This window comes from Jannaschia seohaensis (assembly GCF_900116765.1).
Lineage (GTDB): Bacteria > Pseudomonadota > Alphaproteobacteria > Rhodobacterales > Rhodobacteraceae > Jannaschia > Jannaschia seohaensis.
On the sequence record NZ_UETC01000005.1, the window covers coordinates 258,950 to 276,062 of the forward strand.

Annotated in this window: 20 protein-coding genes and 1 riboswitch; of the genes, 9 read left to right on the forward strand and 11 right to left on the reverse strand. The window is 68.2% G+C overall.

Annotated features, from left to right (window positions below; genetic code table 11):
* Positions 1–9 precede the first annotated feature (9 nt).
* The 5 genes from DTQ71_RS13195 to DTQ71_RS13210 are packed head-to-tail and all read left to right on the forward strand — an operon-like array spanning position 10 to position 3,857.
* Positions 10–624, forward strand: coding sequence for a DUF4178 domain-containing protein (locus tag DTQ71_RS13195; RefSeq protein ID WP_170125424.1), 615 nt, complete (start codon positions 10–12; stop codon positions 622–624).
* Complete coding sequence (locus tag DTQ71_RS13200) at positions 621–1,895, forward strand: DUF4178 domain-containing protein (protein ID WP_109564751.1); 1,275 nt, start codon at positions 621–623, stop codon at positions 1,893–1,895. The genes DTQ71_RS13195 and DTQ71_RS13200 overlap by 4 nt, the downstream gene beginning before the upstream one ends.
* Entirely contained in the window at positions 1,895–2,056 is a 162-nt protein-coding gene (locus tag DTQ71_RS23510; RefSeq protein ID WP_170125425.1) for a hypothetical protein, read from the forward strand. The genes DTQ71_RS13200 and DTQ71_RS23510 overlap by 1 nt, the downstream gene beginning before the upstream one ends.
* Before the next feature lie 14 nt (positions 2,057–2,070).
* Positions 2,071–2,295, forward strand: a complete 225-nt coding sequence (locus DTQ71_RS13205) for a DUF350 domain-containing protein (RefSeq protein ID WP_109564752.1) — start codon at positions 2,071–2,073, stop codon at positions 2,293–2,295.
* The gene (locus tag DTQ71_RS13210) at positions 2,292–3,857 is read left to right on the forward strand and encodes a polyamine aminopropyltransferase (RefSeq protein WP_245947502.1); all 1,566 of its coding nucleotides are present in this window, start codon (positions 2,292–2,294) and stop codon (positions 3,855–3,857) included. Before DTQ71_RS13205 ends, DTQ71_RS13210 begins: the two co-directional genes overlap by 4 nt.
* Here DTQ71_RS13210 and speD read toward each other — a convergent pair.
* Genes speD through DTQ71_RS13225 form a run of 3 tightly spaced genes read right to left on the reverse strand, consistent with a single transcriptional unit; the run spans position 3,850 to position 5,517 of the window.
* Positions 3,850–4,194, reverse strand: coding sequence for an adenosylmethionine decarboxylase (gene speD, locus DTQ71_RS13215; RefSeq protein WP_109564753.1), 345 nt, complete (start codon positions 4,192–4,194; stop codon positions 3,850–3,852). The genes DTQ71_RS13210 and speD overlap by 8 nt on opposite strands.
* Positions 4,191–4,628 carry a D-aminoacyl-tRNA deacylase gene (gene dtd, locus DTQ71_RS13220; protein ID WP_109564754.1) on the reverse strand — a complete coding sequence of 146 codons (438 nt, stop codon included), beginning with the start codon at positions 4,626–4,628 and terminating at the stop codon, positions 4,191–4,193. Before dtd ends, speD begins: the two co-directional genes overlap by 4 nt.
* A 7-nt stretch (positions 4,629–4,635) precedes the next feature.
* Complete coding sequence (locus tag DTQ71_RS13225) at positions 4,636–5,517, reverse strand: carbohydrate kinase family protein (protein WP_109564755.1); 882 nt, start codon at positions 5,515–5,517, stop codon at positions 4,636–4,638.
* A 130-nt stretch (positions 5,518–5,647) separates the two neighbouring features.
* On the opposite strand from DTQ71_RS13225, the gene DTQ71_RS13230 reads away from it, so the two are divergent.
* Both DTQ71_RS13230 and DTQ71_RS13235 read left to right on the forward strand, forming a co-directional pair.
* Positions 5,648–6,529, forward strand: coding sequence for a sulfotransferase domain-containing protein (locus DTQ71_RS13230; RefSeq protein WP_170125426.1), 882 nt, complete (start codon positions 5,648–5,650; stop codon positions 6,527–6,529).
* Between the two features lie 249 nt (positions 6,530–6,778).
* Positions 6,779–7,561 carry a Hint domain-containing protein gene (locus tag DTQ71_RS13235; protein ID WP_109564756.1) on the forward strand — a complete coding sequence of 261 codons (783 nt, stop codon included), beginning with the start codon at positions 6,779–6,781 and terminating at the stop codon, positions 7,559–7,561.
* Positions 7,562–7,588: 27 nt separating this feature from the next.
* On the opposite strand, the gene DTQ71_RS13240 is transcribed toward DTQ71_RS13235, so the two are convergent.
* The 8 genes from DTQ71_RS13240 to DTQ71_RS13275 all read right to left on the reverse strand — a co-directional run bounded on the left by DTQ71_RS13240 (position 7,589) and on the right by DTQ71_RS13275 (position 14,868).
* Positions 7,589–8,719: a TFIIB-type zinc ribbon-containing protein gene (locus DTQ71_RS13240; protein ID WP_109564757.1), complete on the reverse strand. Its 1,131-nt coding sequence runs from the start codon at positions 8,717–8,719 to the stop codon at positions 7,589–7,591.
* Positions 8,716–9,258, reverse strand: a complete 543-nt coding sequence (locus DTQ71_RS13245) for a cytochrome b/b6 domain-containing protein (RefSeq protein WP_109564758.1) — start codon at positions 9,256–9,258, stop codon at positions 8,716–8,718. The genes DTQ71_RS13240 and DTQ71_RS13245 overlap by 4 nt, the downstream gene beginning before the upstream one ends.
* A gap of 109 nt (positions 9,259–9,367) precedes the next feature.
* Positions 9,368–9,766, reverse strand: coding sequence for a hypothetical protein (locus DTQ71_RS13250; RefSeq protein WP_109564759.1), 399 nt, complete (start codon positions 9,764–9,766; stop codon positions 9,368–9,370).
* Between the two features lies 1 nt (position 9,767).
* Positions 9,768–10,892 carry an SPFH domain-containing protein gene (locus DTQ71_RS13255; RefSeq protein WP_109564760.1) on the reverse strand — a complete coding sequence of 375 codons (1,125 nt, stop codon included), beginning with the start codon at positions 10,890–10,892 and terminating at the stop codon, positions 9,768–9,770.
* 63 nt (positions 10,893–10,955) lie between these two features.
* Positions 10,956–11,912, reverse strand: coding sequence for a DUF2927 domain-containing protein (locus DTQ71_RS13260; protein ID WP_109564761.1), 957 nt, complete (start codon positions 11,910–11,912; stop codon positions 10,956–10,958).
* Positions 11,912–13,105, reverse strand: coding sequence for a toxic anion resistance protein (locus DTQ71_RS13265; RefSeq protein WP_109564762.1), 1,194 nt, complete (start codon positions 13,103–13,105; stop codon positions 11,912–11,914). Before DTQ71_RS13265 ends, DTQ71_RS13260 begins: the two co-directional genes overlap by 1 nt.
* Positions 13,106–13,108: 3 nt before the next feature.
* A complete protein-coding gene (locus DTQ71_RS13270) occupies positions 13,109–13,993 on the reverse strand; it encodes a 5-bromo-4-chloroindolyl phosphate hydrolysis family protein (protein ID WP_109564763.1) in 885 nt (294 codons plus the stop codon).
* A gap of 185 nt (positions 13,994–14,178) precedes the next feature.
* Complete coding sequence (locus DTQ71_RS13275) at positions 14,179–14,868, reverse strand: glutathione S-transferase N-terminal domain-containing protein (RefSeq protein WP_109564764.1); 690 nt, start codon at positions 14,866–14,868, stop codon at positions 14,179–14,181.
* 353 nt (positions 14,869–15,221) lie between these two features.
* Positions 15,222–15,298, forward strand: a riboswitch (SAM riboswitch).
* Between the two features lie 43 nt (positions 15,299–15,341).
* Here DTQ71_RS13275 and metZ point away from each other — a divergent pair.
* Positions 15,342–16,535: an O-succinylhomoserine sulfhydrylase gene (gene metZ / locus DTQ71_RS13280; RefSeq protein ID WP_109564765.1), complete on the forward strand. Its 1,194-nt coding sequence runs from the start codon at positions 15,342–15,344 to the stop codon at positions 16,533–16,535.
* Entirely contained in the window at positions 16,532–17,005 is a 474-nt protein-coding gene (locus tag DTQ71_RS13285) for a GNAT family N-acetyltransferase (RefSeq protein ID WP_109564766.1), read from the forward strand. The genes metZ and DTQ71_RS13285 overlap by 4 nt, the downstream gene beginning before the upstream one ends.
* The last annotated feature ends 108 nt before the right edge of the window (positions 17,006–17,113 follow it).

Consider the following 17,113-nt stretch of genomic DNA (forward strand, 5'->3'; position numbering starts at 1 on the left):
GTGGCGAGGATGACCGAACGCACCTGCCCCAACTGCGGCGCCGCGCTGCCTCCTCTGCTGGCCCATGCCCGCATGGTCAATTGCGAGTTCTGCGGCTCGTCCGTCGTGCTGGAGGACGAGGCGCTGCGGGTTGCGGGCAAGGCGGGCGTGATGGCAGACGCTCCGGAACTCATATCGATCGGCACGCCCGTGCGTCTGGGTGATGCGGGCGTGTTCACCGCGACGGGCCATGTCCGCTACGATTACGGTCGGGGCCATTGGGACGAGTATCACGGCACGCTGGAGGATGGCGCGGCGCTCTGGGTCTCGGTCGACGAGGGCGACGTCGCGATGCAGCGCCCCGTCGATCGGGCCAATTGGCCGCGCATGCAGGGCCCGCCTCGCATCGGGCGGCAGGTCACCTCAGCCGGAATTGATTACACCTGCTCCGAGGTCGACAATGCGACGGCCGTGGCCTTCCGAGGGCAATTGCCCGAGGAAATCGTTTTGGGAGAGGTGCATCTCTACGCCAACTTCTCGGGGCCGCGGGGCGCGATCCTGTCGGCGGAGCTTTGGGGCGACGGGGAGTCGGCTTGGTTTACCGGGGTCTGGATCGACCCCTACGACGTGGAGCCAGAGACGTGACTGGCCATGTCTCCTCGATAAACTGCACCAATTGCGGCGCGGGGCTGGAAGTCCTGGGCGGCGGGCGGGTGACGACGCAGGTCTGCGGCTATTGCGGTGCGCGGTTGGACGCCAACGACGCCTACCGCGTGCTTTCTGTTCATGCCGCGATGTATCGGCCCGACACGCCCTTCAAGCTTGGCATGAAGGGGCTCGTCGATGGCGTCGAGCACACGATCATCGGCATCGCCGGCTATGTCGAACGCTGGCAGGGCAGCGAGTGGTACTGGGTCGATCACATGCTCTACTCGCCGACCCATGGCTATGCCTGGCTCACACTGGAGGACGGGCACACCCTTCTCACTCGCAAGGTGCGCGACTGGCCACGCGGTCCGTTCCTCACCTCCCGCGAGGTCGAGCGCGCCGAGACGCGGCCGACCCGCGAGTGGCGGGGCAAGACCTATGTCTACTACGCCACCTCATCCTGGATCCTCGACTATGTCGAAGGGGAGTTCACCTGGCGGCCCGAGAAGGGCCAGCGCGGCACCGCCGTCAGCCTGATGCCCAAGGGCAAGGCCAGCGACATGCTGACCTTCGCCGATGGCGAGGAGCGGGAGATCGAGGTCACGCGCTACTTCCCCGAGGCCACAGCCATTTTCGGCGCCGCGCCGTCAGCGCCACGCGGCGTCCATCCCCTCCAGCCCTATGTTCCGAAAGAGGGTAAACGCTTCTACGGGCTGTGGTTCGCGGCGATGACGGTGGCCGCGCTCGTGCTCGCCATGCTGGTGGCGGTGACTTCGGGCGAGCGGATCACGCTTTATGAGGGCCAGCCCGAGACCATCCCGCCCGAGATGACGTTCGACGTCTCGCGCGTCTCCCGGCCCGTGCGGCTGGAGCTGTTCCAGAACCTCGCCCAGACCTGGGCCGAATACGAGATGTCGCTGACGGACCCGGTCGGAACGCGCATTGCCGAGACCGGGCGCGGCATCAGCTATTATTACGGCGGCTCGGGCGAGGATGCCTGGTCCGAGGGCAGCCGCTATTCCTCGCTCACCTTCCAGCCCACCGTGCCCGGCACCTATGTCTTGCTGATGGAGCCCGGCGAGGTGCAGCCGCTTGCGGGCCGGGTGCCGCTGCGCCTGACCGTACAGGAAGGGCGGGGCCGCGCGCTCTGGCTGCTGATCGCGGCGGGGGCTTTCGCGATGGCCTTCCTGTGGACGCTGTCCTCGGGCTGGCGCCATCGCTCGGCGCGCTGGAAAGGGTCGGACTGGACCGAAGAGGATGACGACTGATGTTCATGCGGCTTGCGGTGATCGTCGTCTCGCTGAGCCTGCTGGGGGGCTCGGGATACGCATCCTGGTACGGCTGGGGCGCGGTGGACCGCGATACCGGTCCGGGCTCGATGCGAACGGGATCGACGGGCGGCGGCTTCGGCTTCGTCCGGGTGAAATAAGTTAGGAGACAGCCATGGCGGCATTCGAAAACCTCGTCTTTGCGGAGATCGTCGGCACGATCTTCTACACCTTCTTCGGGCTGGTGCTGTTGCTGGCCTGCTGGTGGCTGATCGAGGCGGTGACCCCATTCTCGCTGCGCCGGGAGTTGGAGGAAGATCAGAACATGGCCATCGCGGTGGTCATGGGATCGATGTTCCTGGCGCTGGCGATCATCATCGCGGCGGTGATCCAGACGTGACCGGGCAGGGGGGCTCTGCCCCCCATCGGCCGGAGGCCGATTCCCCCCGGGATATTTCCGCAGGGAAGAAGACCGGGGCGGAGATCTGGCTGCTCGGGACGACGCTGGTCGTCGCCGTGGCCGGGCTGATCTACGAGCTGATCGCCGCGACCGTGTCCAGCTATCTGCTGGGTGACTCGGTGCGGCAGTTCAGCTTCGTGATCGGGGTCTTCCTGTCGGCGATGGGGGTCGGGGCCTGGGCGTCGCGCTATGTGGGCTGCGCGGTGCAGGGCTTTGTGCGGGCGCAGATCGGGCTGGGGCTGATCGGGGGGTTTGCCGCTCTCGTCACCTTTTTCTCCTACGCCGCGGTCGAGGCCGTGGCGCTGCCGCTCTATGGCGCGCTGATCGCGGTGGGGCTGCTCTCGGGGATGGAGATCCCGCTGCTGGCGCGTATCCTCGGAGAAATCGGGGCGGGGCGGTTCCGCTTCGAGAACGTGCTGTCGGTCGACTATCTCGGCGCGCTGGTGGCGTCGCTGGCCTTTCCGCTGCTGATCGTGCCCAACCTGTCGCTGATCTCGGCGGGGCTGGTCTTTGGCCTGCTGAATCTCGCCGTGGCGGGCGGGACGCTGTGGCTGTTTCGCGACCGGCTGGGGCGCGCGGTCTGGCTTGCCTGGGGCGGATCCATGGCCGCCGTGGGCGCGGCGCTGATCTGGTCGGGGCCGGTGGCCGGAGCGCTGGATGCGCGGCTCTATGGCGACGAGATCGTCTGGAGCGAGCGGACGGAGTATCAACAGATCGTCGTGACCCGGCATCGCGGCCGCACACGGCTGTTCCTGGATGGCGCGGTGCAGTTCGATACCCGCGACGAGTATCGCTATCACGAGGCGCTGGTCCATCCGGCCATGGCGGCCGCGCCGCGCCGGACCGAGGTCGTGGTGATGGGCGGCGGCGACGGGATGGCGGTGCGCGAGGTGCTGCGCTGGGCCCCGGCGCGGGTCGTGCTGGTCGATCTGGACCCGGCGGTGACGGCGCTGTTCCGTGACCGGGACGATCTGGCGGCGTTGAATGACTTCGCGCTGCGCGATCCTCGGGTCGAGATCGTCAATGCAGACGCCTTCGCCTGGGCGCGGGACGGCGGGGCGGCCTTCGATGTGGCGGTGCTGGATCTGCCGGACCCGAAGAACCTCTCGCTGTCCCGGCTCTACACCGCCGAGTTCTACCGGCTTCTGCGCGGGCGCCTTTCGGCCCAAGGGGTCGCGGTCACGCAGGCGGGCTCGCCCGTCTTCGCGCCGGACGCGTTCTGGATCGTCGCGCGCACGATGGCCGAGGGCTGGGACGTGACCCCTTATCGCGCCTATGTGCCCAGTTTCGGGATGTGGGGCTTCGTGCTGGCGCGGCCCGAGGGGATGCGGCTCCGGCAGGCGGCCTACCCGGAGGGGCTCCGCTATCTCGACGCTGAGGTCTGGGCCGCGGCGCAGGTCTTCGATGGCGATACGGGGCCGCGGGACGGGCCGGTGAACCGGCTGTCGACGCATCCGCTGCCCCGCGCCTATGAGGCGGGCTGGGACGCCTGGTTCAGGTGAGCGCGCCGGGCGCGCGCTCGCCCCGGGTCAGCAGGCGGCGCGACGTGCGGGTCGGCGCAAGCACCGCGTCGAGATGGTCGGCGGCGGCCTCGATGCGGGCGGTGCCGCACATGAAAAGGTCCAGCGCGGCATAGTCATGCTCGGGCCAGGTGTGGATCGTGATGTGGCTCTCGGCCAGCAGCAGCACGCCGGTCAGGCCGCCGCCCTCGAACGGGTGCAGATGGGCCGACAGCACGGTCGCGCCCGCCGCCCCGGCGGCGCCGTGCAGAGCGGCCTCGATCGTGTCCGCGTCCTGGATGCCGCCCCAGTGCTCCAGCAGGAGATGCCGCCCGATCATCGCTCGATCGGGATCGTGACCGGGCCGTCATTGACCAGATGCACGCCCATGTCGGCGCCGAAGCGGCCTGTCTCGACCGGGACGCCCTCGGCCGCGAGCCGGTCGGCGAAGTGCAGATAGAGGCGCTCCCCCATCTCGGGGGGGGCGGCGGTGGAGAAACCGGGGCGGGTGCCGCGGGAGGTATCGGCGGCCAGGGTGAACTGGCTGACGACCAAGGCACTGCCGCCCACGTCCCGCACGGAGCGATTCATGCGGCCCGCGTCGTCGCGAAAGATGCGCAGCTTGGCGATGCGCGCGGCCAGGGCCTCGGCATTGGTCTCCGTGTCGCCCTGCATGGCGCAGACCAGGATCAAAAGGCCGGGGCCGGTGCGGCCCACGGTCTCGCCCCCCACGTCCACGCGGGCTTCGGTCACGCGTTGGACGATGGCCTTCATCGCGGTCTCACAGCTCGCTGTCCCAGGGCGGGTTTGCCCCCGCCCGGCTGACGGTGATGGCGGCGGCGCGCACGCCGAGTTCCAACGCGGCGCGCAGCACGTCGTCGGAGGGCGCTGCCTTGGCCAGCGCGCCGGCGCGGTGCAGCCCGGCGAGGAAGCCCGCGTTGAACGTGTCGCCCGCGCCGACCGTATCGACGACCTCGACCTTCCGGGCAGGGACGGTGACGCGGCCTTGGGCGGTGATCGCCGTCACGCCCTTGGCTCCTTCGGTCAGGCACAGCACCTTGGGACCGCGCGCCAGCACGTCCTCGGCGGTCAAGCCGACCCAGGCCAAATCCTCGTCCGAGAGTTTCACGAAGTCCGCCACCGCCAGCAGCCGGTCCAGCCGGGCGCGGAACGCGGCCGGGTCGCGGATGAAACCCGGCCGGATATTGGGATCGATCATGATCGGAAGATGGGCGTTGCCGGTGGCGAGCGCCTCATAGGTGGCCGCGCAGGGTTCGACCGCCAGAGAGATGCCGCCGATGAACAGGGCCTGAATGTCGCTCATGTCGGGCAGATCGGCCGGGGCGACGAGGCGGCCCGCCGTGTTCTCGTCGTAGAACGCGTATTCGGCATGGCCGTCGGTCAGGGTGACGAAGGCCAGCGTCGTGGGACGGTCCGAGACGGCGGCGCGGCTCTCTACGTTGGACGCGGCGAGACCGGCGGCGAGGCGCTGGCCGAACAGGTCGGACGAAAGGCCGGTAAAGAACGCGGTCGGCGCGCCCAGGCGACCGAGAGCGATGGCGGTATTGAACACCGCCCCTCCCGTCGCGGGGTAGAAGCCCGCGCCATCGGCGGTTTCTCTTGGCAACATGTCGATCAGGGCTTCGCCGGCGCAAAGTATCATGGACGTCTCCTCAGCCACCGCCTCCCTGCTACCGTGCAGAGTGACGAGGGACCAGTCCAGAGGGGTGTGCGCGGCCAATTCCATGCTATGCTCGGCGTCCGCCTGCAGCCCCAAACACGAGGAGCGCCCGATGCCGCGTCTGCTGAGAGCCCCGGCCCGAGATTACGTCAATGACACTTGGGACAGCGCCCGCTGGCAGGCGTTCACGCCGCGCGCGGACGATATCGTGGTCAACACGCCGCCCAAATCCGGGACGACCTGGACGCAGGGGATCCTGGCCCTGCTGCTCTCGGGGGATCCCGGGGTGAACGCCGATCCCTCCATGCGCTCCCCCTGGATCGACATCGCGGTCCGCCCGGTGGAGGACGTGATGGCGCGGCTGGAGGCCCAGGACCACCGGCGGCACGTCAAGTCGCATACGCCTTTCGACGGCATCCCGATCTGGGAGGGGATGCGCTATGTCGCCGTCTATCGGCATCCGCTGGACGTGCATTTCTCGTATCGAAAGCACAACGCGAACATGGTCTTCGATCTGCCCGAGAAGCGGTTCACGCCGGAGAACGGGGAAGAGGCGTTCCGCCTCTTCGTCGATGGGGACCATGAATTCGCCGCCAGCCTTCTGTCTATCGCCCAGCACTATCTGAGCGTCCGCGCGCTGGACGACGACCCGGCGGTGCTGCGTTTGCATTACGCGGACATGACCCGCGATCTGCCCGGCGCCATGGCCCGGATCGCGGATCATATCGGCGTCGCGCATCCGCCCGAGGTGATGGATCGACTGGTCGAGGCGGCCACCTTCGACAGCATGAAGGCCAATGCGGACCGTTTCACGCCGTCGGCGGGTCAGGGGTTCTGGAAGGAAGACGCGGGGTTTTTCGACAGCGCGACGTCGCGGAAATGGGAGGGGCGGCTGAGCGCCGGGCAGATCGCCCGCTACGAGGCGCGACTGCGGGAGTTGGTCCCGGACCCCGAGGCGCGGGCTTGGCTGGAGTGGGGCGGCGCGGCGGCCTGAGCGCCAGGTTAGGCGGCCGCCGCGCGCCCAGGCCCGCGGCGGCCCGTTTGTAAATATTCTGTTAATTCTTTTCGAGTTTTTTCTCCCTGAGCGCAGACTCGCCGGTTTTCCCGGGCGGCTGCGGTTTGTCGCTTATCGAATTTGAAGGCACGGTTTCTCTTCGGTCCTGGAGGGACTAGCTCCCAAACATCACGTCAGTGTCAGTTCCCGAGCGCTTTGGTTTACCTCATTCTCTCAGGAGACCGGCCGATGATTCAGGACGTTCACTCACCCAAACGGGCGGGGTCAGGCAGGCGGGCGCCGGGGCGGCTGCCGCCCCCGTCGACGGCGGATCTGGCTTCTGTCTTCCTCACACAGGAGACGCGGGTCGAGACGGAGCTCGGTCCGCGCCCGCTGAGCGCGCTCGCCCCGGGGGATCGCGTGTTGACGGGGCGCTGCGACCTCGTCCGGATCGTGTCCAAGCGAGCCTTCTCGCTCGAAGGGGGCCTTTTGCATGCCCATCCGGAGCTGCGGCCTCTCTATATCCCGGCCGGGGCGCTCGGGAACAAGGGGCGGATCGGTCTGTCGCTGCTGCATCCGATCGCGCTGGTCGAACCGGTGGCGTCTGAATTGGGCCTCTCCGTCCAAGCGGGGATCGTCCGTGCCAAGGATCTGATCGGGGCGGTGCCCGGCGTCGCGGTCGCGGACGACCGGAGCCGCTTCGGCTGTGTGTCCCTGACCCTGGAACGGCAGGCCTATGTGCTGGTCGAAGGGATCCCGGTCGAAATGACCGGCCCCGACAGGCTCGGGCCTCGGCCTGTGGTCGTGATCGGGTCGGATGCGGTCGCGCCGGACCTGGCCCCGACCGAGTATGACACGGGGCGGGGTATCCTCGGCCCGCTTCTTCTCGGGGTGGTGAGCTGCCTCGTCAGCGGAGCGGGTCTGATCGTGGCCGGATTTGGTCTCCTGGCCGCCATGGGGATCGCGACGCTGATCGCCAATCTCGTCGTGGTCGCGATGGCCGTCGTAATCGCCTTGCGGTCGCGGGGCTGACGGGCGCGTCGTCGCGCGCCAGGAGCGTCACCCGACTCTGGCGTAAATGGCCAGGGCCACAGCGAGCAGGAGTAATGCCGCCACGACGGCGATGGCGATCTTGACCGCGGAATAGGGCCGCTCTCCCTGGACCCGGCCCGATTGGCCGTTGACGACGAAGCGGTAGGACTGGCCGCGATACTTGTAGGCCGCGACCCAGACCGGCAGCAGGATATGCTTGAAGGTCACGTCCGAGAGCTGGGTCTGCATCCTGTCGATGCGCTGCTGGTCGCCGCCGATATCCATGCGCACGTCGCGGGCGATCACGGCCTCCATGCGCTGTTTGGCCTCCTCCAGTCCCTGCGAGAGATCGACGGAATAGGCCTCGGCCCGGAAGCCGGCGAGATATTGCGGCGCATAGGGCGCGAGCCCCGCCAGATCCCAGGGTTGCAGCGCGTCGGTATGGTGCTTGGGCAGCGAGGTCGAAGCGAGGATCAGCACATCGTCGAAGAAGCGCGCGACGCGGCCCCGCTTGGGCGTCCAGCGGACCTTGGGCACCTGGACCTGGGTCGGCTTGCCGTCCTTCACCACGGTCTGGGTCACGTAGTAGACGTCGCCCCGCTGGCCCTGATAAGCGGTGTCGGTCTGGGCGTCGATCGTCCAGAACGGGACATAGACGCCGTTCATCTTCTGGCCCTTGCGGACATATTTCGTCAGCCCGTTCGGCGCGAACCAGAGACTGCCGAGCCAGCGCTCCATCGCGTCATGAGCCTGTCGCTCCTCCAGGACGAAGGGGCCGACGGCGGCGGGCTTGATGTGGCGGTTGGTGCCGGTGTCGGTGACGACGGGGGTGGCGCAGAACGGGCATTCGGCGGCGTGAACGGCGGGGTCGAACTCCACCTGCGCGGCGCAATTGGGGCAGGAGAGAACCCGCGTCTCCTCCATCTCAGCATCCTGGCTGGCGGCGTCGAGGCCGCGGCGGATGTCGATCTCCCGGATGGCGGTGGGGGCAGAGCGGGCGAGCGTCTCGACATGCCCGCAATGGTCGCAAACCATCCGGTCGTCGCCCGGATCGAAGCGCATATCCGCGCCGCAATTATCGCAGGGGAAACGGTGTTCCTCGGTCTTGGGAGGCGGAGGCGGGGGCGGACGTTTGCGGGAGACGGTCGGTATCTTCATAGGAACCTGTGCAACGGCCGGGGCACCATGATGCGCAACGCATTGTCGCGCAATCGGTAGTGGCGCCAAGCATGGAAGCCCACGTGAAAGACCGCAACGGCGGCCAGCGCATAGAACTCGTAGATATGAAGCGCTCCGGCCCAGTCATTCGCCTGGGGAAGGCCCTGGGGCGGCGCGATGGGCAGGACGGTGCCGGCGAAGAGCGTGCGCGAGGCGGTCAGGCCCAGCAGGAAGCCGGTGAAAGCCACGCCGAAGAGCCCCCAGACGAGCGTGAGATGCAGCGGACGGTGGATCGCCCGCGCGGTCCCGCGCAACTTGGGCCCGGGGCGGGAGGCGAGGCCCCGGGTCGAGACGTCGAAGCTCCAGGTCAGGGCGAGCGCGACGAAGATCAGGCCGAAGACCGAGTGGAGCTCGACCCAGTGCCAGCCCCAGCTTGCGACATGGGACGGCGTGACGAACAGGAACCACAGGAAGAACGGAACGGTCGTCCAGTGAATCAGCTTGAGCCAGCTGCGGCGTGTCAGACGCAGGGCGGTCATCGGAGGGAGAAGCGGGGGGCTCCCGCCCCCCGCACCCCCTGGTCCAAGGGGGCCGTGGGCCCCCTTGGAGAACCCCCCAGAGTATTTCCGGCCAGAAGAAGGACGGACATCAATGCATCGCCTTGGGCAGCATCCGGCGGAGGCTTCCGTCACCCAGGACGCTGCTGCGCCAGAGATTGAAAGTGCCGTGGAGCGCGCCCAGCCCGAGGGTCGCGAGGAGGAGGGGCCGGGCCAGCGCGGCGTCGAGGGCGGCCAGGAGCGCCCCACCCGTGTAGATCGCCAGGAGGACGGGGTGGGTCAGCCAGGCCGCGCGCCGAAGGGTGCCTGTCAGGGCGGGCGAGGGGCCGCCCCGGAGGCCCCAGACCACGCTGGCCCCTGTCCAGGCGAACGCGTGGAGCGCCACCAGCCAGCCCGGCAGGCCGGCGGCGAGCCAAGCGACGATGGCGGGCAGCGTCGCCCAGTGGAGCGCCATCACCGCGGGGCGCAACGCCTCGGGGCCGCGCGCCATCTCAGACGCCGGGCGGCGGGGGCGGGGGCATCACGGTGAAGAGCTGGGCCAGTTCCTGAACGTCCTCTGCCCGCTTCCAGCCGTCCTGGCCCTGGGTCCAGACATAGGTTTCGCGCGTGACCTCGCCGTCGGTCACCATCCGGCCCAGCCGCGCCTTGGAGAAGGGGCCCTTGGTCTGTCCGGCCTCGGCGACGTGCCAGACATGCTCCACCGGCGGGGGGGGAGGCGGCGCGGCGGCGGCCTGCGGCGCGGGGGCCTGCTGCTGTGCGCCCCAGGGGCCGGTCTGGGCCATGGCATTGGCCATCCCCATGCCCATCCCCATGCCGAGCCCCGCGCCCATGCCGGAATTGGTCGTGCCCGCCGCGGTCTGCATCGCCTCGGCGGTGGCGTATTGCTGATATTTCGACAGATCGCCGATCACGCCCATCGAGGTCCGCTTGTCCAGCGCCTCCTCCACCGCGGGCGGGAGAGAGATGTTCTCGATATAGAGCTCCGGCACCGTCATGCCGTATTCGGTGATGGTGGCGCTGATCTGCTCGGCGACGATCTTGCCCAGATCGTCCGTGTTCGCAGCCATGTCGAGCACCGGGATGCGGCTGGCGGCCAGCGCGCGCGAGGCCGCCTGAACGATCATGTTGCGGATCTGATACTGGATCTCGTCGCGGGTGAACTCCCCGTCGGTGCCGACGATCTCGGTCAGGAACTTGGCCGGGTCGCTGACCTTGATCGCGTAGGTGCCGAAGGCGCGCAGGCGGACGGGGCCGAATTCGGGGTCGCGCAGGGTGATCGGGTTCTTGGTGCCCCATTTGAGATTGCCCATCCGGGTGGTCGAGACGAAATAGATCTCGGACTTGAACGGCGATTTGAAGCCGTGATCCCAATGCTGGAGACTGGTCAGGATCGGCATGTTGTTGGTCTCGAGCATATAGAGACCGGGCATGAAAACATCGGCCAACTGCCCTTCATGGACGAAGACGGCGGCCTGGCCCTCCCGGACGGTGAGCTTGGCGCCATACTTGATCTCATGGCCGTAGCGCTCGAAGCGGTAGACGAGCGTGTCGCGGGTGTCGTCCGTCCACTCGATGACGTCGATGAACTGGCCCTTGAGGAAGTCCATAATGGGCATGACGGGTCTCCTGCGATGATATCGGTTCGAATATAGTGGGCGGGTGCGGCTTGCGCCACGAAATCAGCCTGGGCTGGGGACAAGCTCCCGCGCGATGCGGCGGACGATGGGGCGGGCCTGGTCGGCGGACATGCCGGGACGCAGGCGGGGATCGTAGAGGATGCGCAGCATATGCTCGTCCATCGTCGTCAGAAGCGCGAACTCGTCGTCGTCGTTGAAAATGGACGGGCGCGCCTCGTCGCTGTCATTGCCCAGGCCCATGCCCTGGGCGATTTCTTCGTGGTAGCAGGCTTGGCGCGACAGGTCGGGCAGTTCCGTGCGCACGAAAACGACCGTGGTCGCGTTGACGAAATCCTTCTCCCGAGAGGGCCAGCTGAGCACGGCGCAGTAGACCTGCCGGCCGAGCGCGGCCACGGTGACGGCGCGCCGGACCATGTCCGGGCCCAGCACCTCGCGCAGGCGGGGGCCGAGGCGGGGTTGTTCCTCGATATCGGAGACGAAAACGTGGAAATTCCCACGCGACCCCACAATCGTGATCGGATGCCCGGTGAGCCGTCTGAGGCGTGCGGCATAGGCGCTGATGCGGCTACGCTCCTGGGCCCGCATCCGGCCATCGACGCTTTCGCCGAAATGGAGCTGCATGCGGATCGGGCGCTCCCATCTCGTGAGACCAGCCGCGCGCGTGCCGCCATGGGTCGACATGCCGCCTCCGCTGAACGACAGTTCCGAGCGGAAGGCGATCCGTTCGAAGTTGCGCGCGAGATCCTCGGCATCGAAGCGGGCGTCGATCCCTCCGCCGTCTCGGCGCATGAGGCCCTCAGTCAGGCGGCGTTGCTCCAGACGGCGATAGAAGACCCGGGCCGAGTTGCTTTCTTCCGATATCACAGCCGGGCGCGCGGGCATGGCCGTCTGCGGCTGGGGCGGCGCGGGCGCCTCCGGCAGCGGCGTGGGCGGCACGACATCACCCGTGGTCTGGCACGCGGTCAGCAGCAGCATCGCCAGGGCGGCAGCCACGCGCATCAGTTGGAGGGGGCGGCCGCGCCGGAGGTGTCGTTTGCGCCCTCGCGGCGGGCGGAGGCCGCCGCCAGCGTGTTGCGCAACTCGGTCTCCATCCGTTGCAGCTCCTCTTCGGCGGCGGCGCGTCTGGCCTTGCCCTCGTCGGCGATCTGGAGGCTCTCGTTGATCGTGGCCAGCAGATGCTCGTTGGCCTGTTTGACGGCCTCGATGTCGAAAACCCCGCGCTCCATCTCGGAGCGGACCACCTGATTGGCCTCGCGCAGGTTCTTGGCGTTCGAGGTCAGCAACTCGTTGGTCAGGTCGTTGGCATCGCGTACGGCCGAGGCCGCCTCGCGGGAGCGCTGGATCGTGACCGCCTGAGCCAGTTGGGTTTCCCAAAGCGGGACGGTGTTGACCAATGTCGAGTTTATCTTGGTGACGAGGCTCTTGTCGTTCTCCTGCACCAGCCGGATCGAAGGCAGGGACTGCATTGTAACCTGGCGCGTCAGCTTGAGGTCGTGGACCCGCCGCTCCAGGTCGTCGCGGGCCGCGCGCATATCGCGCAACTCCTGGCTGCCGAGCATCTTGTCGCCTTCGGGCAGGGCGGCGAGCGCTTCTTCCTTGGCGGGGATGACGGTCGTGTCGAGTTCCCCCAGCTTCGCGTCGCCCGCGGCGATGTAGAGGCCCAATTCCTCGTAGAAAACCAGCGTCTTCTCATAGAGCTTGTCGAGCGACTTGATGTCCTTGAGCAGCATATGCTCATGGCGCAGCAGATCCTCGGTCACGCGGTCGATCTGATCCTGGACATCCTCGTATTTGGCCACGAATTGCGAGAAGGGCGCGGCGCGGCCGATCAGCTTTTCCCAGAAGGATTGCTTGCGGCGGACGTCCAGTTCGCTGACCGAAAAGCCGCGAATCGTGGAGACGATGGAGCGCAGGCTGTCGCCGGCGGGGCCGACATCCTTGGACTTCACGTCTTGCAACATCGCCTGGCTGATCTGTTGCAGCTCCGCCTGCGCGCCCGAGCCGAAGGAGATGATCGACTGGCTGTCGGCCATGTCGATCTCGTCCATGCGCTTTCGGATGTCGGCCTGCACCGGCTCAGGCGCGGTCTCCAGCGGCACGATCTGGTCTACCGGCTCCGCCAGCGCGGTCGCGGCGAGCTGGTCGATCTCGGCCGTCTCGGCGGCGGCTTTCGTGCGGGTCTCGGTGTTCATCCCTTATTCTCCTACAGGCAGGCCGTCCCGTTTAAGGCGGTCCCGCAAGACCTCGATCTCGACGTCGAGATCGGTGCGGTCGGTAATCAATAGCGTCTCGCGCTTGGCGTCCATGCCGCGCTCGAGATCGTCGAGCAGCGCAAAATATTCTCTCTTGGCCGTGGCATCCCGGGTCTGGGCGTAGAGGTCGGCGAACTTGGCGGTCGCGTCCCGCGCGCCCATCAGATAGACGCCCAGGAATTTGCGCGCGGCCGAGAGGTCGCGGGGGTCTTCCTCCACGGTGCGGAACATCTGGCGGGCGCGGGCCACGACGCGCGCGACGCGGGCCTCTGCCTCGCGGTCCTTGGCGCGGCGCACCGCGTCCTGCATCGCCGCGAGATATTTCTCCGCTTCCTCGATGGAGCGGGCGACGCGGTTGGTCTGGTAGGTGTCGATGCCCTCCATCCCCTTGTCCGACAACGGGTCCAGGCCAAAGGAAGCGAGATGGAGCGCGGCCGCAACCCCGCCATAGACGATGCCCGCGATCAGCCCGCTGAGGCCCGTCATCGTCGCCAGCGCCACGCCCGCGCCGGTCAGCACCGCGCCCAGGATCTTACGCGGGACGGCCGGACGCCGGGCGATCTTGCGGGCGGCCCAGGCGGCTTCGGCCTTCATGCCTTCGCGGGTCAGCCAGGCCCCGCCGAATAGCGCCGCCGCCGCCGCGAGGTTGCCGGCGAGTGCCACGGCCCCGTCTTGAAAGAAGGCCGTGATCGCGGGCAATGCGGCGAGGACCATCAGAACCGAGGTTCGCGCGCGCCCCGGCAAGGGCGACGACATCGGCGGAGGCGGGCTTACCGCCGTCTTGCCGTCAGCCCCGGGGCTGAAGCGGCCTTCGTAGCGTTGCGCCATGGTCAGAGACCTCCGCCGTCCAGCACGCCGAGCCCGGCCAGCGCCACCAGCACGGCCAGCGCGGCGAAGGCGATCTTCTGCATTCCGGTCGACGTCATGGCTTCCCCGCCTTCATGGCTTCCCCGCCCGTTGTCCTGCATACCCTAGGTCAGATGGGGATCGCGGGGCCAGCCCGCAATCGCGCGTCAGTCCCGCTTGCCGAACAGCTGGGCGTCCCTGTCCTTGCCCCGCGTGGTGCCGCGCAACTCGGCATAGAGCGCGCGTCCCGCCTTTACCGCCGGCCGCTCCCCGACCGTCTTGAGCCAGCGGGCGAGGTTGGGCTTGTCGTCCAGCGTCTGCTCCTGGCCCTCCCATAGCGACGCCCAGCCCCAGCAGGCCATGTCCGCGATGGAATAGAAGTCGCCTGCGAGGTATTCGTGCTTGCCCAGCTGCGTGTCCATCACCCGGTAGAGCCGCCCCGTCTCGTTCCTGTAGCGGTCCTTGGCATAGGGGATGTCCACCGGCGCGTATTTCAGGAAGTGATGCGCCTGGCCCGCCATCGGCCCCAGGCCCCCCATTTGCCACATCAGCCATTGGTCGACGGCGATGCGGTCGCGCTCGGTCGGGCCGGTGAAGAGGCCGGTCTTGCGCGCCAGATATTGCAGGATGGCGCCGCTTTCGAAGATCGAGATCGGCGCGCCGTCCGGCCCGTCCGGGTCGGTGATGGCGGGCATCTTGTTGTTGGGAGAGATGGCGAGGAATTCCGGCGTATGCTGATCGCCCGCGCCAATATCGATGAGATGCGTCTTATAGGGCAGGCCCATCTCTTCCAGGGCAATGGAGACTTTCCAGCCATTTGGGGTCGGCCAGAAATAGAGGTCGATCGGGGCGGTCATGGTGGTCTCTCTCAGGCGGTTGCGGCGCGGAGCCTCGTCCCAAGGGGCCGCGTTTGCAAGCCCGCGGGCGCGTTTCGAACGCGACGGCAAAGGGGGCGGGCGGGCTCCGGTCTCGGGCGGCTGCATCGCGGCCACGGCGCGCGTGCGGCGGATCGGCCGGCACCCGCGCGGCCCTCATCCCGCGGCCCCAAGCCCGTGTGACATGCGCGAATGAGGCTCCGCGTCTCCCACCGAACGCCCCGCCGGGGAGGCGCGCGCGCCTCCGATCCGCGACAATCCGCAGTGGTCCGCAGCACCATCTTCGCCCCCCTCGTCGAGCACGGGATCTTGACCGCTGCGGCTCTGCCGGGTAGCGACCCCGTCGAGGGGATTTGTACCAGCTTGCGGCCCTCGTGAAAGAAACCGCTAAAGAGGTTCCGGGCTCCCGCCCGCTTCCCGACAGGTGCGTTGTTCCGGCCCGAAGGAGGCCCGCCATGAAGGACATTCCGTCCCGTCCCCGCTCCCCCCGCACGCTGGCCGTCCATGCCGGCACCCGCCGCTCGCAATATGGCGAGGTGTCCGAGGCGATGTTCCTGACCCAGGGCTTCGTCTACGACAGCGCCGAGCAGGCCGAGGCCCGCTTCCTGGAGGCGGGCCGCGAGGAGTTCATCTACGCCCGCTACGGCAACCCCACCGTCGCCATGTTCGAGGATCGCATCGCCGCGCTGGAGGGCACCGAGGACGCCTTTGCCACCGCCTCGGGCATGGCGGCGGTCAACGGCGCGCTGACCTCGATGCTGAAGGCGGGGGACCATGTGGTGGCCGCGCGCGCGCTGTTCGGCTCCTGCCTCTACATCCTGGACGAGGTGCTGCCCCGCTACGGCGTCGAGGTGACCCTGGTAGACGGCACCGATCTCGCCGCCTGGAAAGCCGCGATCCGCCCCGATACCAAGGCGGTGTTCTTCGAGAGCGTGTCGAACCCCACGTTGGAAGTGATCGACATCGCCGCCGTGTCCAAGCTCGCCCATGACGCGGGCGCGCTCGTGATCTGCGACAACGTCTTCGCCACGCCCGCCTTCTCGCGCGCGGTGGAGCTGGGCGTCGATGTCGTCGTCTATTCCACCACCAAACATGTGGACGGGCAGGGGCGCTGCCTTGGCGGCGTCGTCTGCGGCACCAAGGAATTCGTGCGCAAGGTGGCCGAGCCCTACCTCAAGCATACCGGCGGCGCGATGAGCCCGTTCAACGCCTGGGTGATGCTGAAGGGCCTGGAGACGATGGACCTGCGCGTGCGCGCCCAGGCCGCGACCTGCCTCCAACTGGCAAAGCGGCTGGAGGGGCACGCGAAGCTCGCCCGCGTCATCCATCCCCATCTCGACTCGCATCCGCAAGCGGCGCTGGCCCGCGCGCAGATGGAGCAGGGCGGCACGGTCCTGTCGCTCGACCTGGCCGGCGGCAAGGAGGCCGCGTTCCGCTTCCTCAATGCGCTGGAGATCGTGACGATCTCGAACAACCTAGGCGACGCGAAGTCGATCGTGACCCATCCCGCGACCACCACGCATCAGCGCCTGCCGGACGACCAGAAAGCCGCGCTGGGCATCACGCCCGGCCTCGTCCGCCTGTCGGTCGGGCTGGAGGATGCCGAGGATCTGATCGCGGATGTGCTGGCCGCGCTGGACGCGGCATGATCCTCCGCGAAATTCGGCGCGCCCGCGACGCCGACTGGCCCGAGATCGCCGAGATCTTCTGGCGCGGCGTGCAGGAGGGCGCGGCCCCCCGCTACAGCGAGGCCCAACGCCGCGCGTGGCTGCCCGCCCGCCCCGAGCCCTCGGCCTTCGCCGCGCGGCTCGGGGAGCAGGCGGTCTGGGTCGCGGAGGAGGGCAGGCGCGTCACCGGTTTCTTGACGCTGCGCGCCGATGGCTATCTCGACATGGCCTATGTCCTGCCCGAAATGCGGGGAACCGGCACCGCCGCCGCGCTGCTTGCCGTTCTGGAGAACCACGCCGCCGCGCAGGGCCTGCGGCGCCTGACCGTTCGGGCCTCCGACATGGCGCGGCCGTTCCTGGCCCGCCATGGCTGGACCGTGATCGCGCCCGCGCCGCAAACCCGCGACGGCATCGTGATCCCGGCGACCGACATGGCCCGCGCCCTGGCCTAAATGTCGCAGGTCCGGCAAGGATCCTGAGTGATCCATCCATTCCGCTGCCCCGTAAGTGGGTTTGAACAAAGGGGTGGGGAGAGGCCGGGCGGTGCCCGGTTTCGTATT

Excerpts from the sequence above, each read along its gene's own strand:
- DTQ71_RS23510 (WP_170125425.1), top strand. The coding sequence starts at position 1,895 with ATGTTCATGCGGCTTGCGGTGATCGTCGTCTCGCTGAGCCTGCTGGGG.
- DTQ71_RS13285 (WP_109564766.1), top strand. The coding sequence starts at position 16,532 with ATGATCCTCCGCGAAATTCGGCGCGCCCGCGACGCCGACTGGCCCGAG.
- DTQ71_RS13235 (WP_109564756.1), top strand. The coding sequence starts at position 6,779 with ATGATTCAGGACGTTCACTCACCCAAACGGGCGGGGTCAGGCAGGCGG.
- DTQ71_RS13195 (WP_170125424.1), top strand. The coding sequence starts at position 10 with ATGACCGAACGCACCTGCCCCAACTGCGGCGCCGCGCTGCCTCCTCTG.
- DTQ71_RS13260 (WP_109564761.1), bottom strand. The coding sequence starts at position 11,912 with ATGCGCGTGGCTGCCGCCCTGGCGATGCTGCTGCTGACCGCGTGCCAG.
- DTQ71_RS13225 (WP_109564755.1), bottom strand. The coding sequence starts at position 5,517 with ATGATACTTTGCGCCGGCGAAGCCCTGATCGACATGTTGCCAAGAGAA.
- DTQ71_RS13265 (WP_109564762.1), bottom strand. The coding sequence starts at position 13,105 with ATGAACACCGAGACCCGCACGAAAGCCGCCGCCGAGACGGCCGAGATC.
- dtd (WP_109564754.1), bottom strand. The coding sequence starts at position 4,628 with ATGAAGGCCATCGTCCAACGCGTGACCGAAGCCCGCGTGGACGTGGGG.
- DTQ71_RS13270 (WP_109564763.1), bottom strand. The coding sequence starts at position 13,993 with ATGGCGCAACGCTACGAAGGCCGCTTCAGCCCCGGGGCTGACGGCAAG.
- DTQ71_RS13245 (WP_109564758.1), bottom strand. The coding sequence starts at position 9,258 with ATGACCGCCCTGCGTCTGACACGCCGCAGCTGGCTCAAGCTGATTCAC.
- DTQ71_RS13230 (WP_170125426.1), top strand. The coding sequence starts at position 5,648 with ATGCCGCGTCTGCTGAGAGCCCCGGCCCGAGATTACGTCAATGACACT.
- DTQ71_RS13240 (WP_109564757.1), bottom strand. The coding sequence starts at position 8,719 with ATGAAGATACCGACCGTCTCCCGCAAACGTCCGCCCCCGCCTCCGCCT.
- DTQ71_RS13250 (WP_109564759.1), bottom strand. The coding sequence starts at position 9,766 with ATGGCGCGCGGCCCCGAGGCGTTGCGCCCCGCGGTGATGGCGCTCCAC.
- DTQ71_RS13255 (WP_109564760.1), bottom strand. The coding sequence starts at position 10,892 with ATGCCCATTATGGACTTCCTCAAGGGCCAGTTCATCGACGTCATCGAG.
- metZ (WP_109564765.1), top strand. The coding sequence starts at position 15,342 with ATGAAGGACATTCCGTCCCGTCCCCGCTCCCCCCGCACGCTGGCCGTC.
- DTQ71_RS13205 (WP_109564752.1), top strand. The coding sequence starts at position 2,071 with ATGGCGGCATTCGAAAACCTCGTCTTTGCGGAGATCGTCGGCACGATC.
- DTQ71_RS13275 (WP_109564764.1), bottom strand. The coding sequence starts at position 14,868 with ATGACCGCCCCGATCGACCTCTATTTCTGGCCGACCCCAAATGGCTGG.
- speD (WP_109564753.1), bottom strand. The coding sequence starts at position 4,194 with ATGATCGGGCGGCATCTCCTGCTGGAGCACTGGGGCGGCATCCAGGAC.